The organism is Streptomyces sp. NPDC051133, assembly GCF_040682635.1.
Taxonomy (GTDB): domain Bacteria; phylum Actinomycetota; class Actinomycetes; order Streptomycetales; family Streptomycetaceae; genus Streptomyces.
This window is the reverse complement of the sequence record NZ_JBFBBK010000028.1, coordinates 66,160-80,718: the sequence shown is the minus strand read 5'-3', so window position 1 is coordinate 80,718 and position 14,559 is coordinate 66,160. Positions and strand designations below refer to the sequence as shown.

Genomic DNA, 14,559 nt, shown 5'->3' with positions numbered 1-14,559 from the left:
CGGCTACAGCGTCAGCAGGTCGATGTCGGCGTTGGCCCGGAGCCCCTTCTCGGCGTCGAGCGTCGCCGGGTGCGACGGGCCCAGCAGGGTCCGGTACCGCTCCAGCGCCTCGGCGTACAGCCGCTCGCTCTCCTCGGTCCTGCGCAGCGCCTTCAGGTCGTAGCTCAGATTGAGCCGGACGGCCAGGTTGGCCGGGTGGTTCTCGCGCAGCCGCTCCGACTCCTCGTCCACGGCCTCGTCGAGGGCGTGCGCCTCCTGGGGCCGGCCGAGGGCGAAGTGGTCGCTGGCCAGGTTCATACGGGCCAGCAGCGCGCGGGGGTGTTCCGGGTCCAGGGTGCGGGTCAGGCCCTCGACCGATTCCTGGTCCAGTTCCAGCGCGGCCTCGGGCAGGCCCAGCAGGCGCAGGGTCACCGCGAGGTTCATGGCGATGGCGTAGCTGTGCGGGTGTTCCCGGCCGTACCGGGTGCGGTGCTGGTCCAGCACCTGCTGGCTCAGCGTGCGGGACTCCTGGAGTTTGCCGACCTGCCGCAGGTCGTTGGCGTGGCTGACCGCCATCAGCAGATAGTGCCGGCTGTCCTTGCCGAGGACGTCGGCGATCACGTCGAGGTAGCGGCGGGACAGGGCGTAGGCGCCCTCGTGGTCGCCCATCTTGCGCCGGGTGACGCAGCGGTTGCGGTTCACCAGCGCCGTGAAGGGGTGCTGCTCGCCGAGCCTGTCGGTGACCTCCTCGGCGAGCACTTCGTAGCCTTCGAGTGCTTCCTCGTACCGGCCGACCTCCTGCAGGTCGAGCAGGTAGGCCTCCCGTGTGGCCAGCGTGGAGAGGTTGTCCTCGCCGAGCACCTCGATCCTGCGCTGCCAGGTGTCGTAGTCCAGTTCCCGGGCCGTCTCCGTGGCACCCGCCAGACGCAGGCTGACCGCGTAGTTGTGCGCGGCGAGGAGGGTGGCCGGGTCGTCCCTGCCGAACTCCCGCAGGCTGGTCTCGTAGACCCGCTGGTCGGTCTCCCGGGCCTCTTCGAAGTGGCCGCGGTTGCGGTGGTGGATGGCCATGAAGCTCTGGGCCCGCAGGGTGTCCTCGTGTGCCTCGCCGAGGACCCTGCGGAACCGCTCGACCAGCCCGGACTGCAGGGTGTAGGCGCGCGGGAGGTCGACTCCCTGCTCGCGCAGTCCCTCGGCGATCTGCTGGTCGATGGCGAGGACCTCCTCGTGGTCCTCGCCCAGGCGCTCACGCCAGATGGCCGCCGCGCGTTCGCCCAGTTCCAGGGCTTCGGCGTGCTGGCCACGGGCGCGCAGGAACTGCACCTGGTTCAGGACGAGCCGGCGGACCCAGGGGTCCTCGCACTCCACCGCGTTGGAGGCCCGCAGATGGCTCAGCAGGGAGGAGTAGCGCTGCCAGTACGCGGCCCGCCGCGGGTTGCGGGGGTCGGCGTGGGACAGCAGCTGATGCGCCGCGTGCCGCATCACCGCCCGTTCCTGCGGGTTCATCTGCTCGATCAGTACGCGCTGCACCAGTCGGTGCATCTGCACCGTGTTCTGGCGGTGGTCGATGCGGGCCAGGGCGTACCGGCCGATCTCGCGCACCGCTCGGCCGAGTTTCACCGGGTCGTCCAGCGCGCCCTGCAGTTCCTGCGGCACCGAGATGCCGCGCACCGCCGAGAACAGGTCCCATTCGATGGGCTCGGGGGCGAAGAACGCGCAGACCTGCAGCAGCTGGAGGGCGTCGGGGCGGGTCTCCCGCAGTCTGCCCAGCGACACGTTCCAGGCGGCGGCCACCGAGTGGTTGTAGTCGCCGGGCGGGTCGGACTGCATGAGTTCGGTGAAGTTGCGCTCATACACCTCGAGGTACTGCTGCACCGGCATGCCCGTCTCGGCCAGCCAGACCGCGGCCTGCTCGACCGCCAGGGGCAGGTCGCCGAGCGCGGCGGCGAGGTGGTCGACGGAGTCGTCCGGGAGGTGCTGGCTGCGGCGGCGCAGCAGGGCGACGCTCTCCTCGCGGGCGAAGACGTCCACCTCCAGGGAGCGGACGTCGGTGGCCCACTGGGAGTTGCGCGAGGTCACCACGATGCGTCCCGGCCCGTCGACGGGGAAGTACTTGCGCACCTCCCGCGGGTTCTCCGCGTTGTCGAACACCAGCAGCCAGTCGCTGTACGGCTCACCCCGGCGCAGGGCGTCCAGGACGGCCGGTACGGCGCTCATCTCCGAGCCCGCCTGCAGGCCCATCTGGTCGCCCAGCTCGATGAGCGACTGGACGATCTGGTTCTCCTGCTCGGACGGGATCCACCAGATGAGCCGGTACTCGCGGCTGTGCCGGTAGACGTACTCGATGGCGATCTGGGACTTGCCCACACCGCCCATGCCGTGCAGGGCCTCCGGCAGGACCGCGGTGACGCCGCCGCGCAGCCGTTCCTGGAGCCGTTCGAGCAACGATTCCCGGCCCGTGAAGTTCCGGTTCCGTTGCGGGACGTTCCCCCAGATGCGGGGCGGGTCGTGCGGGCTTCGCGGACCCGTGGCAACGGGCAGACCGGCAGACACGGGGGTGCCTCCTTGTCGTGGGCGCGCAGGCACTGGCGCGGGGGAGGGGGCGGGCGGGGTGGGTGGGACGGCGGCGGGGGGCGGCGCCGTGGGTGAAGCCGCGGGGCGCGGGTAATGTAGCGCGTTCCCGGGCGGAATATTCAACTTTGACCCCTTTTCAGGGGATGTGTAGCCTGATGGCCGCCTGTGTTCAGGAGCGGGTGTCCCCCCGCCGGCCGCGGCGAGCTGCCTGGGCTGCCGGGCGCCGGTGCGCTGCAGCAGCCGGCCCAGATGGTTGGCGCGCGCGAGGTAGGGCCCCGACACCGCGCACAGCGCCGTGTACAGGTGGGCCACGAAGGGGCGGGTCTGTTCCGTCATCGGCGGGTCCACGGCATCGCCCTCCGACGCCACGAGCGCGCCGCCGCCCTCGCCCCACAGCGCTTCCAGCCGCGGGCCGAGATGGCGCTCGACCTGGCGCAGGGCGCGGATGGTCTCCGCCCGGGAGCCGAGGGCGAGCAGTTCCTCCCGTACGCCCTCCTGGAAGTCGTAGGACACGCGGTGGGCGTCCTCGGCGTCGGCCGTGTCGTCGCTGCGGCGCACCAGGCCCAGCAGCATGATCTCGGCGAGGTTCCAGAACTGCGCGTCCGGCAGCGCCTGTTGGAGCAGGCGCATCACGGGGAGATTGAGCGGGGCCGCCGCGAGCCGCTGGGCGAGGACGTAGGCGGCGGGGGAGGCGGTGGCCCGGAAGCGGCGCACCACGGCCGCGGCGCGTTTGGCCCGCCGCACCGCGCTCGACTCGCCCCGGCCGGAGCCGTCCGTCTCACCGGCCGCCGGTTCGGCCACGAGATCGGCCAGTTCCTCGGCCACCGGACCGACCGCCACCGAGCGCAGGTCCCGGCCGGGAGCGGTCCACAGGGCCGCCAGCGCCTGCCACTCGCCGCCCGCCGCGGCCACCAGGCGGGCCCAGCGGCCCAGCGAGGTCGGCCGCAGCTCCACGACGGGCACCGGGATCGCGTCCCGGCCGGCCTCCGGGGCGGACTGCGGCTGCAGGCCCAGGGGGTCGGTGTGCGGGTGCTTGCCGTCGGCGTCGTAGGCACGGTTGGGCGCGGCGGGGGACGGGGCCCGTAACCGGGTGCGGACGACCGTGGGCAGGGTGAGGTCCCACAACTGCTGCGGCAGCAGGCTCAGTACGGCGACCGGCGAGAACCGGGCCAGCCGGTGCAGCGCCGCCGCGGCACGCCCCGTGCGCCAGGCGCCGTGGCCGCCGTCCGTGACCGCCAGCAGCAGCTGCCGCTCGCTCGACTGGATCCCGGCCGCCCGCAGGCCCGTCGAGGTGGCTTCGTCCAGGTCCCAGCGGACGAGCCGTACGGTGCGGAACGCCGCCGTCTGCTCCAGCAGCTCGGCCACCTGGCGCGTGGTGTGCGACCACAGCGCCATCGAGGGGCTCTCGTCCACCAGCAGCAGCAGATCCAGCCGGCGTTCCGGGAGCGACCGGCACACCGGCGTCCACACCCCCGCCAGCGCCGTCTGTTCGGCGGTCGCCTCCTCGTCCAGCTCGGCCTCGTGGGGCGAGTCGCGGAACAGCCGCAGCGGGCGCAGCGACCGGCCGAGCGCGAGGGCGTCGGCCAGCCGTGGCGACGCCGGCCAGCCGGCCTGCTCCGGCTCCGCCTCGCCGCCGGAGCCGGGGGCGCCCGGCCCCATTGCTCTCTCCGCCGGGAGCATGCCGAGCGAGGGGAGGACTTCGACCGTCTGCCGGCCTGTCGCGGGCGCGGAGTCGTCGGGCCGGCCGTCGGCCCGGCCGTCGTCCCGGCCGTCGGGCGGGGACGGGGTGCCGGGGTGGCCGCCGTCCTGTCCCTCGGGAGCCGTCCGGTCGTTTGGGCGGCTGCCGCCGTGCCCGTCGGGTGTGTCGCCGTCCCGCCTCCCGGGTGGCGTCGGGTCCTCCGGCCGGCCGCTGTCCTGTCCCGTGGGCCGTGGCCGCGCCTCGGGCCGGCGTCCGGCCCGCCGGGGCCGTTCGCCGCGCTGCAGGGCGGCCCGCCCCGGGACGTCGAACAGGGGTACGGCGGCGTCCTGGTACGCCGCCAGGTACAGGGCGTCCGCCAGCTCCGTCCAGGCCGGCAGGTCCTGGTCCGGGGCACGGCCGCGCCCTCCCTCCGGCGGGTCGGCCGGGGGAGGGGGTGCGGAGGACGCCGCGGTCATCCGGTCCTCGATTCCGTCCCCGCTCCGTCGAGCCGGTGCCACAGCGCGTCCACGAGGTGTTCCAGCGCTTCCTCGTCGTCACCGGGGAAGCGTCCCGAGGTCGCCAGGAACACCGCGTTGAGCAGCTGGTCCACCGCGAGGCCGCCCCGCTCCCGGCTGTTGCGCAGGAACCGGTCGATCAGGCCGTCGGCCCACGCGGCGCCCGGCGCTCCGGCCGCCGTCTCCCGCAGGTGGGCCATGACCATGTCCACGAGGAGCGGCCGGTCGGGGTCCGGCATCTGCAGCCGCAGGCAGCGGCGCAGGAAGGCCGGCGGGAACTCCCGCTCCCCGTTGGAGGTGATCACCACGACCGGGAACGCCCGGCACGTGACGACGCCGTCGACGATCTCGGCCGTCCCGCCCGGGTCGTCGGTCATCACGGTCACCCGGGGATGCAGCCGCCGGGCCCGCACCAGCTCGGCGATCGGGTACTGCCCCTCCTCGAACACGCTGAGCAGGTCGTTCGCCAGATCCTGGTCGCTCTTGTCGAGTTCGTCGACGAGCAGCACCCTGGGGGTCGCGTAGGGCAGCAACGCCGTTCCGAGCGGACCCAGTTGGAGGTAGTCGCCGACCCCGGGAAGCTGCTCCTCACCGGCCGCGCCGTCCGGGGGCGCTGCGGCACGGTCCGTCTGCTGCAGGGTGCGTAACGCCGCCGAGTCCTGCACCCGCCCGATCGCGTCGTACTCGTACAGCCCTCCGCGCAGCGTGGTGCGGCTGGTGATGTGCCAGCGCAGCACGCGGCCCAGCTTCAGCTCCCGGCTGATGCGGTAGGCGAGCGACGACTTCCCGGTCCCGGGACGCCCCGTGACGAGCAGCGGCCGGCGCAGCAGCAGGGCCGCGTTCACCATGTCGGCCTCTCGTCTGAGCTGCTCGGAGCCGCCCGACGACACCCCGACCCGCCCGAGCCTGCGCTCGATCTCCTCCTCGTCCGAGGGGGGCGGGGCCACGACCGGGCCACCGGTGAAGCGGCGCCAGGGCGGCGGGGGCGGCAGCAGGTCGGCGAGGCTGGTGTCGTACAGGGGCTGCCCCGTGCCCCGGTAGATCCACCACCGGTTGTCCGAGGCACTGCGTCCCGCACCGCCGGAGCCGTTCGCGCCCGCGGCGGCCGTGGCGCCGTCCCGGTCCGAGGCGACCGTGAGGCCGTGCGTGTCCGCGGCGGCCGTGGGGCCGCCCGCGGGCGAGTCTCCGGCCGGACGCGTCCCCCCGGACGCACCGTCCCCTGGAAGCATCTCGTCCTACCCTTCCCGCTGCGCGGAAGAATCCGCCGCCTCACCCCGTCCGCCCGGAAGGCGGTCGGGGTCGTCCCAGAGCAATGCCGCGTGGCGACCGAGCGTAGAGAAGCCACCCCCGTCAGGATCGCCGCCCCCGGCCGCTATGCGCAACGACCTGACTTCGTCAGGTAACCGGTGTATGCCCTTGCTCGAGGCCAGTTCCAGCAATTCGTTACGAAAGACTGGATCCACGCCCCCACGACGGTCCCAGATCACGATCGGCACGCCCGCCCGCAGCGACGCATCCAGCTCGTCCACCCCTGAGCTCACGTTCTCCTGGCTGCCGGGCGGTTCGCTCAGGACGACCATGACCGGGTGCGGTTCCGAAAGCAGACGGTCGGCGTGCGCGTCCGGGAACAAGTGGACCGGCCCCCGGCAACCGGGCTTCAGCGCGTCCCAGCGTCTGGCCCAGCGTCCATGCGTCGCCCTGCCTTCCACTCTTTCGAGACTGCGCAGGACGACGGGGTGGTCCTTGCCGAGGGTGGCGTCCGCGTTCCCGAAGCCCTCCTTCGCCCACGTCTCGACCGGCAGGTCCATCAGGTCGCGTGGCAGGACGAACTCCAGGGCGAGGTCGTCCTTGCACAGATAGGCCCACCCGGTCTCGGCGTCCTGCACCAGCGACTTCACCCGCTCGGGCAGCTCGGACACGTCGACCTCCAGGTCCCCGCCCTTCACCGGGTAGGGGTCCGGGCCGCCGCCGTTCTGGCACCAGTACGTCAACTGCCGTACGCCCTCGTGCTCGGAGTAGAACAGCGGACGCAGCCGGATCAGCAGCCAGGTGGACGGCGCCCAGACGCCGCTGCGGTCGATGCCCGGCAGCGGCACCGGCGGCGCGGGGCTGCGCACCGGGCCGAAGTCCTGCACCGGACGGCCGGGCGCGGGGTCGGTCTCCGCCCCGGCGGCCGCGGGCAGGGCGGTGGCCGTGCCGCTGTCGGCGGCGGCGACGAGCGGGTACGCCTGGGGGCAACTGCGCTGCTTGCCCGCCCAGTCGAGCAGGTCCTGCTGCTGTTGCCCCTTCGCGTAGCGGGCGAGGTGCTCGACCAGCAGGACGCAGGGCAGCGGCTCGCCGGGGCGGGCGTTGAGGGTCGCGGCGTGCAGCACCGCCGACCAGGGCTCCCCGCAGTGCGCGGGCATCGGATCGGGGCGGTCGCCCAGGGCCTCGCGGTAGACCCCGGCGATGTCGAGCACCTCCAGGCCGCCGAGAAGGGTCATCAGCCGCTCCCAGGTGCCGGCCGGGAAGAGCGGCACCTCGGCGAGGGCGATGGCGGTGCGCAGCCGCGCCATGTCGCGGGTCTCCCCCTCCAGCATCGAGACCACCCCGCCCAGCACCCGCAGGCCCTCCGGGTACGGCATGACGGCGCGCAGCAGGGACAGCAGCGCGAACCGCCGGCGGCTGGTCTCGGGCAGCGCGATCCGCGTGCCGAGCGCCCGGCCCACCTGGCGGGCGCACTCGTGCAGCAGCGCCGGCTCCTCGAAGCACGGGACGGCGTCCAGCGCGTCGAGCAGCACTTTGGGCGGCCCCCAGGACCCCGGGGAGACCGTCACGACGACCCGCCCCCCGGGGCGGCCGGCCACAGCCTGTCGAGGAGTTCGAGGGCGGACCGGGCGGGCCGCGACTCGTCGTCCAGCAGCCGCAGCGCCTCGACCAGGGCCTGCCTGCCGTGCGGGTGCTCGACGCAGGCCTGGACGACGAAGAAGAGCTGGAGCCGGGGCCGGGGATGGGTGCGGACGGTGCGCCGGATGCGGGCCGGCAGCAGGCCGCGCAGCGTGGCCGCGCCGTCGTCCTCGATCTGAGGGACGTTCAGCAGGGCGTCGGCCAGGGCGAACTGCTCCTGATCGGAGGGCAGCGCGGCCCACGGCTCCGCCGGGGGCGGCTGCGGCGGTCCTCCCGCCGGCGCTCCCGGCTCCGGTCCGTGTGCCGAAGTCCCCAGCGCGGGGGCCAGATCCGGCCACATGCGTGCCGCGGCCTCCAGGGGAAGCATCCAGGCCACCTTGGCCTGCTGGTCGGAGTACGCGGCGGTGAGCATGCCGACGACCCGGCGGGCCGCCGGATCCCACACGCCGGCCCCGCTGAATCCATGGCTGACCCGCACCCCGGTGGAGCCGAGCCCCTCCAGCTGGACCCAGTCCGGGTGCGGCCCCCCGCGGCCCACCAGCCGTGCGCGGGACCACAGCCCGTCGGGCGAACCCGCGGGATGGCCGTACATGGCCACCTCGCGCCGGTCCGGCTCCCCGCACGGCCCGAGCCGCGCCGCGGCCGTCCCGTCGGGCGGCGACCATGCCGTGCGCAGGACGGCGAGGTCGCCACCGGAGCCGCCGGCGAGCGGGCCCGGAAACCAGCCGTCCGGTACGACGGTCGCCTCACCGGCCGGCAGGTCCGGCCGGCCCGGCACGTCCACCAGAACGGGCCGCGCCGGGGCCCGGGCCGGATCGTCCTCGCCCGCACCGATGGCCGACGCCACGACGTGTGCGCAGGTCAACACCGTTCCGGGCCGCACCAGAATGCCGGCGCCCCGGAGCACCCCGCCCGCAGACAGGACGCGCACCCTCCCTAATGCCGACGCCTCCGTCGTGTCCCCGTTCCCCACCTGTCACGTCCCTTCCCCCGCATGGATCCGTCGACGGACGGCTCCACCGTTGACCCAGCGTACGAAGCGCATGCGCCTGGCGCACGGGCTGCGCGTATCCCGGAGCTTTACCGGATGCGGCACGCGTGAATCATCGGTGCGACCCCCGGCGCGCGGTGACACGAGGGGGCGCGCGCCCCGGAGCACGCCGGGAGGGGGACTCCGGGGCGGGGCGTACGGCGAGCCACCGCCGTCCCGGGCACGGGAAGCGCGGATGCCCGGCCGCGCCTAGCCTGAGGGCATGGACGGTGAACGAGGCGCCTGCCCCGTCTGCGGGCAGCCCGTGGAGGCGGCGGTCCGGCGGCACAAGACGCTCGGTGTGTGGGTGCCGGTACGGGGCGCCGGGCCGTGCCGGAATCCCGAGTGCAGGGCTTTCGCCCAGCCGGCCCGCCGGCGACCGGACGAGCGGCGTGCGGAGACGGACCGCACCCGGGACCGGCCCGGGGCCGAACCGGGCGACGGAACGGCGGGGACGCCCTGACCCTCTGCCGGGCCAGGGCGTCCCCGACTCGGAGTCAGGACGGCGGCTGCAGCACCGCGTCGACGACGTAGATGGTGGCGTTCGCGGCCTTGATGTTGCCGCAGACGATGTTCGCCTTGCCGTTGACCTTGAAGTCGGTGCCCGAGCCCGACGTGGTCAGCTTGCTGCCTTCCACCGTCGTGAAGGAGCCGTTGGAGAGCTGGTCCGGGGTGATCTGCTTGTCCACGACGTGGTAGGTCAGCACCTTCTTCAACTGCCCCTGATCGCCGAGCAGCGAAGTGAGCTGCGACGCGGTCACGTTCTGGAAGGCCTGCTGGTTGGGGGCGAAGACGGTGATGTCGGGCTTCCCGTCGAGCGTGTCGGTCAGCCTGGCCCTGACCACGGCCGAGACCAGCTGGCTGAGCTGCGGATAGGCGGACGCGGCCTCGACGACCTTGTCCTTGGCCGTGTCGGCCTTCTGGGCGAGCCCCGAACAGCCGGAACCGAAGGTCCCCGAGGGGCTGGGAGACGAGTCCTGTGCGTGGCTCTGGGACGCCAGACCGCCCAGCGCGAGCGGGACGGCGACCACAACCGCCGCGGCGGCCTTTGCTGTACGGATGCGGGTGGACCTCATCGCAATCTTCCTCCCGTGGAGGCGTGCACACTGCAGAGGTGTGCGGTGCGAAAGTCTTCGTTGCCGCTGGGCGGGGTGGGGCGGCTGCTGCGCCCGGCCTCGGGCCATCGTCACCCGGCCACTCAGCGAGCGTATCCAGCAGGTGCGGATGACCGCATCTCGAAGCGGGGCCGCGGGGGCGCGTGCGCGGCGCCTGCGGCATTCCCGGTCACGGGATCGGGCCTGGCCCGGTCCGGTGGTGCGAAGGGCCGATCCGAGTGCGTACGCGGCGGTCTGGAGGTCAGCAGGGCAGGCGGAGGGTGACGGCCGCTCCGGTCCCCGCCTCGCCGGCTCGGGCGGTGCCGCCGTGAGCGGTGGCCACCGCGTGCACGAAGGCCAGTCCCAGTCCGGATCCGTCGCTGGTGCGGCTGGCCTCGGCGCGGGCGAAGCGGTCGAACGCCCGCGGCAGGAAATCGGGTGAGAAGCCCGGACCTTCGTCCGTGACGCACACACTCAGCGCGCCCTCGTGCACGGTCGCCGCGACGCGGACGGCGCCCAGCCCGTGCCGCAGGGCGTTGTCGACGAGGTTGCTCACGGCCGGCCGCAGCCATCGCGCGTCGACGTCGACGGTCACGTGGGGGGTGTCGACGGTCAGGTCACGCCCGGCCCGCTCCGCGGCACGCCGATGAGGGGTGACGGCGGCGTCGAGGAGATCCGCGAGGGCCGCGGGCGCCCGGGTGAGCTGGCCGGCACTGCCGAGTTCCTCCAGGCCCAGTAGCGCGTTGGAGAGGTCGATCAGGCGCTGGACCTCGGCGTCCACGGAGCGCAGGGTCTCGGTGAGTTCGCCGGCGGAGCGCGGGCGGTGCAGGGCGACGTCGAGTTCGGCGCGCATCAGCGTGAGCGGGGTGCGCAGCTCGTGGCTGGCGTCCGCGACGAACCGGCGCTCGCGTTCGGCGGCTGCCTGAAGGCGGTCGAGCATGTGGTTGAGGGTGTGCCCGAGACGGGTGATCTCGTCGTCACGGTCGGCCGGCACGTCCAGGCGCAGGTTCTGCGTGCCGTCGGCGAGGGTGGCGGCACCACCGCGGTAGCGCTCGACGGGGCGCAGGGCGCCGCGGGCGGTGCGGTAGCCGACGTAGGAGGCGGCGATCAGGGTCAGTCCGGAGGCGATGACCAGCTGGGCGAGGAGTTCGCGCAGTGCTTCGTCGCGGTGGCCGCGCCGCACGGCGGCGATCACGGTCCGCCGGTGCCCGGCGGCTGTGACGCGATGGGCCTGCAGGCGCAGGGTGCCCGGGGTGATCGGCAGCAGGGAGCCGACGTCACGCCGGACCGTGGCGCCCCGCGCGACGGCGTCCCGTTCGGCCGCGGTGAGCAGCGCCCGGTGGCGGATGGCGTCGCTGGAGTCCAGCACCCGGCCGTGCGCGTCGAGGACCTGCCGCAGACTCCCGCTGGGGCCGGGTGGCAGCTGCGCCCCGTGGCGTACGGCGTGGTCGAGGCCGCGCTGATAGGCGGTCAGGTCGGCATCGAGCTGCTGGTCCAGGGCGGTCTTCACCCGCCAGTAGACGAAGCCCGCCGCTCCCGCGAGGACCAGGGACATGGTGAGGGCCACGGCCAGCACCAGTCGCGTGACCACGGGCAACCGCCTGAATCGCGGCAGCAGCCGGCCGTGCAGGCTCACGAAGCCGTCTCCAGCCGGTAGCCGCGCCCCCGCAGGGTGGTGATCGTCGTGCGGCCGAAAGCCCGGTCGACCTTGGCGCGCACCTTGGAGACATGCACGTCTATGGCGTTGCTGCGCAGGTCGGTCTCGCCGTCCCACACCTCCTCCAGCAGGCGCAGCCGCGAGACCACGCGGCCGGCGTTCTCCATCAGCACCCGCAGCACGGCGAACTCCCGCCGCGACAGTTCCAGTTCGGTGTCCGCTCGCCAGGCCCGCTGCTGCTCGGGTTCGAGGACGAGGTCCCCGACCCGGAGCCGGCCGGCCGGGTCGGGGCGGCGCCGGGATATCGCGCGCAACCTGGCCAGCAGCTCCTCCATGGCGAACGGCTTGACCACGTAGTCGTCGGCTCCCGCGTCCAGCCCGGCGACGCGCTCGCTGACGGCCCCGCGTGCGGTGAGCAGGACCACGTGCACGTCGATGCCCTCGCCGCGCAGGGCCCGGCACACCTCCACGCCGTTCATGCCGGGCAGCATCACGTCGAGGAGTACGGCGTCCAGCCGGGGGTCGCGGGCGGCGGCCAGCCCGGAGGGCCCGTCGTAGCGGCCCTCGGCGGTGTGTCCGGACTCGGTCAGGTAGCGGACGACCAGATCGGTCAGGCGGGTCTCGTCGTCGACGACCAGGCAGTGCATGCCGGGCAGGTTAACCGCTCGCCCGCCCCGGCCGGCCCGGCGGGAAGCCTTCATGGTCTGTTCATGTGACATCCCTACCGTCCTTCAGGTCGCGGCGCCCCGCGGTCCGCGACCGGTCCGCCGTCCGACGCGCCATGACGGAAAGGACAGCTCATGCACGCACTGATGCTCGCCGCCAAGGGCATCACCCACCACATCGCGGTCACCGACCTCACGGCCCGCGGCGGTCTCGACGTCATCGCCCTGCTGATCCTCGTCGGCGGGCTCTACCGCCGCCGTCCCAGCGCACCCGCGATGCCGCTGGTGCTGGCCGCGCTGAACATCGGTCTGTTCGCCGCGATGAGCACGATCAGCGCCGGCAAGTTCCCGGCCGGTGTCGGGTTCGGCCTGTTCGGCATCCTCTCCCTGGTCCGCCTGCGCAGCGCGGCCTTCACCCTTCGCGACGTCGCCTACACCTTCGTCACCCTCGTCATAGCCCTGTGCACGGGCCTGCCGCAGCGCCAGACGTGGCTCGTCGTCGCGCTGGACGTCGTGGTCCTGGTGGCGGTGCTCGTGGTCGACGACCCGCGGGCGTACGAACCTCCGGCCCGGACGGTGAAGCTCACCCTCGACCGGATCTACCCGGACCCCACCCTGATCGCCGAGGACGTGGCCTTCCGCTTCGGCCGGGCGCCGCTGTCCGTGGTCGTGGACGAGGTCGACTACGTCCGCGAGACCACCCGGGTCTCCGCCCGCTTCCCCGCCGGGCCGCAGGAACCCGCGCTCGACGCGGACGCCGAGCGACGTGAGCCGGTGACGGTGTCATGACCCCCGCCTCCTGCCTCGCGGCCGGCCTGGGCCTCGACGAGCTGCGCGGTGCGACGCTCACCGAGGTGGACGCGGCCGCGGCGCTCCAGCACCGGGTCGACCGCAAGTACCTGGTTCCGCTCGAGCGGGCTCGCCGTCTCATCGGCCGCCTCGCCGGAAGCCACCATGTTCTCGATCTCGGCGGGCGCCGTACGACGAGCTATCTCAGCACCTACTTCGACACCGCGCAGCTGGGCGCTTGGCGGGCCCACGTCCAACAGCGCCGCCGCCGGTGGAAGGTCCGCACCCGCCTGTACGCGGAGGACGGTCTGTGCCGGGTGGAGGTCAAGACCAAGGACGGCCGCGGCGCCACGGTGAAGCACGCCCTGAAGGTCGCGGCCGCCGAGTACGGCGAACTGACCGGACATGCGGCCGCGTTCGTCGACGAGGTGCTGGACCGGGCCCGTGTCCCCGTCACGGCCGGGGAACTGTCCGCCGCCGCCGAGGTCCGCTACGTCCGCGCGGCCCTCGCCGACCTCGACCACGGCAGCCGCATCACCTTCGACGGCGTCCTCAGCTGTCATCACGACGGCCGGACCGCCACGCTCGATCCCGGGCACGTCCTGATCGAGACCAAGGGCGGTGCCCAGCCCGCCCCCGTCGACCGGATGCTGCTCGGCATGGGCGTCCGGCCCGTCTCGCTCAGCAAGTACATCGTCGGCCAGTCCCTTCTCAGGCCGGGGCTGCCCGACAACGACGTACGCCGATTCTCCCGCGCCCACTTCACCACCGAAGCGAAGCCCGTACCGCTCCCCGAAAGGACCCGAGCCGCATGAACGTCCTGCGCGGCGTCAAATGGCCCTACGCGCTGATCGCGCTGCTCGCCGTCGCGGCCGTCGCCGTCGGCGCCCTGCGACCGCAATTCGTCACGGCCGGCACCTCCTCGAAGAAGAAGCCCGGCGCGACGGACAGGATCAGGCAGAGTCCGCCGCCCACGCTCTTCTCCGACGCCGAGATCGCCGCGATCGGCGGGAAGGTGGACGGCGAGCGCAAGAAGGCCGACGCTCTGTTCGCCCAGTGGAAGAAGGCGCACGGCACCACCCGCGACGACAAGGCGTTCGCCGCCTGGGCCGCCCGGCAGGTACCCGCCCCGCCCACCGCGGCCCGGCGCACGGCCGAACTCCGTCAGGACCAGCAGCTCGCCAAGGCGCGCACGGCGGCCGGGAAGAGGGCCGCCACCTGGCTGGAACTCCACGGCAAGAAGGACATCTGGAAGCTCTACCTCCACGACCAGCGTGAACTGGTCCCCGCTCAGCAGGGCAAGGCCGAGAAGGCGGAGCTCAAAGCCGCCCTGAAGATGGCCAAGGCCGTCAGCGACCAGGTCGCCGCCAAGGACGAGCAGCCGGCCCCCTACGTCCTCGACCCCGCCCTGCGCCCGGAGAAGCACGTCAAGCCCGGCGCCAAGGGGCCGTATTCCTACCCCTCCAGCCACGCCGCCCGGGCCGCCGCTGCCGTCACCTACCTCGGCTCCCTCTCCCCGCACCGGGCCGAGGACTACCACTGGATGCAGGACGAGGTCCTCTACTCCCGCCTCTACATGGCCGGTCACGTCACCAGCGACATCACCGCCGGCACCCTCCTCGGCGACCTGATCGGCGACTACGAACTCACGGTCAGCGGGCGTTGACGAACGCCGTCCGGCCCGGCGCCGTCCGC

At 73.5% G+C, this 14,559-nt stretch carries 11 protein-coding genes; 4 read left to right on the top strand and 7 right to left on the bottom strand.

Features of this window, described 5'->3' with window-relative positions; translation table 11 throughout:
- Positions 1–3 precede the first annotated feature (3 nt).
- Genes fxsT through AB0N17_RS27130 form a run of 4 tightly spaced genes read right to left on the bottom strand, consistent with a single transcriptional unit; the run spans position 4 to position 8,560 of the window.
- The gene (gene fxsT, locus AB0N17_RS27145; RefSeq protein WP_366014117.1) at positions 4–4,704 is read right to left on the bottom strand and encodes an FxSxx-COOH system tetratricopeptide repeat protein; all 4,701 of its coding nucleotides are present in this window, start codon (positions 4,702–4,704) and stop codon (positions 4–6) included.
- Positions 4,701–5,972, bottom strand: a complete 1,272-nt coding sequence (locus AB0N17_RS27140) for an AAA family ATPase (RefSeq protein WP_366014116.1) — start codon at positions 5,970–5,972, stop codon at positions 4,701–4,703. Before AB0N17_RS27140 ends, fxsT begins: the two co-directional genes overlap by 4 nt.
- 6 nt (positions 5,973–5,978) lie before the next feature.
- The gene (locus AB0N17_RS27135; RefSeq protein WP_366014115.1) at positions 5,979–7,559 is read right to left on the bottom strand and encodes a hypothetical protein; all 1,581 of its coding nucleotides are present in this window, start codon (positions 7,557–7,559) and stop codon (positions 5,979–5,981) included.
- Positions 7,556–8,560, bottom strand: coding sequence for a trypsin-like peptidase domain-containing protein (locus tag AB0N17_RS27130; RefSeq protein ID WP_366014114.1), 1,005 nt, complete (start codon positions 8,558–8,560; stop codon positions 7,556–7,558). Before AB0N17_RS27130 ends, AB0N17_RS27135 begins: the two co-directional genes overlap by 4 nt.
- Positions 8,561–8,882: 322 nt before the next feature.
- On the opposite strand from AB0N17_RS27130, the gene AB0N17_RS27125 reads away from it, so the two are divergent.
- Positions 8,883–9,122, top strand: a complete 240-nt coding sequence (locus AB0N17_RS27125) for a hypothetical protein (RefSeq protein ID WP_366014113.1) — start codon at positions 8,883–8,885, stop codon at positions 9,120–9,122.
- A 34-nt stretch (positions 9,123–9,156) separates the two neighbouring features.
- On the opposite strand, the gene AB0N17_RS27120 is transcribed toward AB0N17_RS27125, so the two are convergent.
- The 3 genes from AB0N17_RS27120 to AB0N17_RS27110 form a co-directional block, all read right to left on the bottom strand.
- Complete coding sequence (locus AB0N17_RS27120) at positions 9,157–9,735, bottom strand: fasciclin domain-containing protein (protein ID WP_366014112.1); 579 nt, start codon at positions 9,733–9,735, stop codon at positions 9,157–9,159.
- A gap of 280 nt (positions 9,736–10,015) precedes the next feature.
- Positions 10,016–11,389, bottom strand: coding sequence for an ATP-binding protein (locus AB0N17_RS27115; RefSeq protein ID WP_366014111.1), 1,374 nt, complete (start codon positions 11,387–11,389; stop codon positions 10,016–10,018).
- A complete protein-coding gene (locus tag AB0N17_RS27110) occupies positions 11,386–12,057 on the bottom strand; it encodes a response regulator transcription factor (protein ID WP_366014110.1) in 672 nt (223 codons plus the stop codon). The genes AB0N17_RS27115 and AB0N17_RS27110 overlap by 4 nt, the downstream gene beginning before the upstream one ends.
- 153 nt (positions 12,058–12,210) lie before the next feature.
- Here AB0N17_RS27110 and AB0N17_RS27105 point away from each other — a divergent pair, with 153 nt between their 5' ends.
- The 3 genes from AB0N17_RS27105 to AB0N17_RS27095 are packed head-to-tail and all read left to right on the top strand — an operon-like array spanning position 12,211 to position 14,530.
- A complete protein-coding gene (locus AB0N17_RS27105) occupies positions 12,211–12,864 on the top strand; it encodes a DUF4956 domain-containing protein (RefSeq protein ID WP_366014109.1) in 654 nt (217 codons plus the stop codon).
- Positions 12,861–13,679: a polyphosphate polymerase domain-containing protein gene (locus AB0N17_RS27100; protein ID WP_366014108.1), complete on the top strand. Its 819-nt coding sequence runs from the start codon at positions 12,861–12,863 to the stop codon at positions 13,677–13,679. Before AB0N17_RS27105 ends, AB0N17_RS27100 begins: the two co-directional genes overlap by 4 nt.
- Entirely contained in the window at positions 13,676–14,530 is an 855-nt protein-coding gene (locus tag AB0N17_RS27095; RefSeq protein WP_366014107.1) for a phosphatase PAP2 family protein, read from the top strand. Before AB0N17_RS27100 ends, AB0N17_RS27095 begins: the two co-directional genes overlap by 4 nt.
- Positions 14,531–14,559 lie beyond the last annotated feature (29 nt).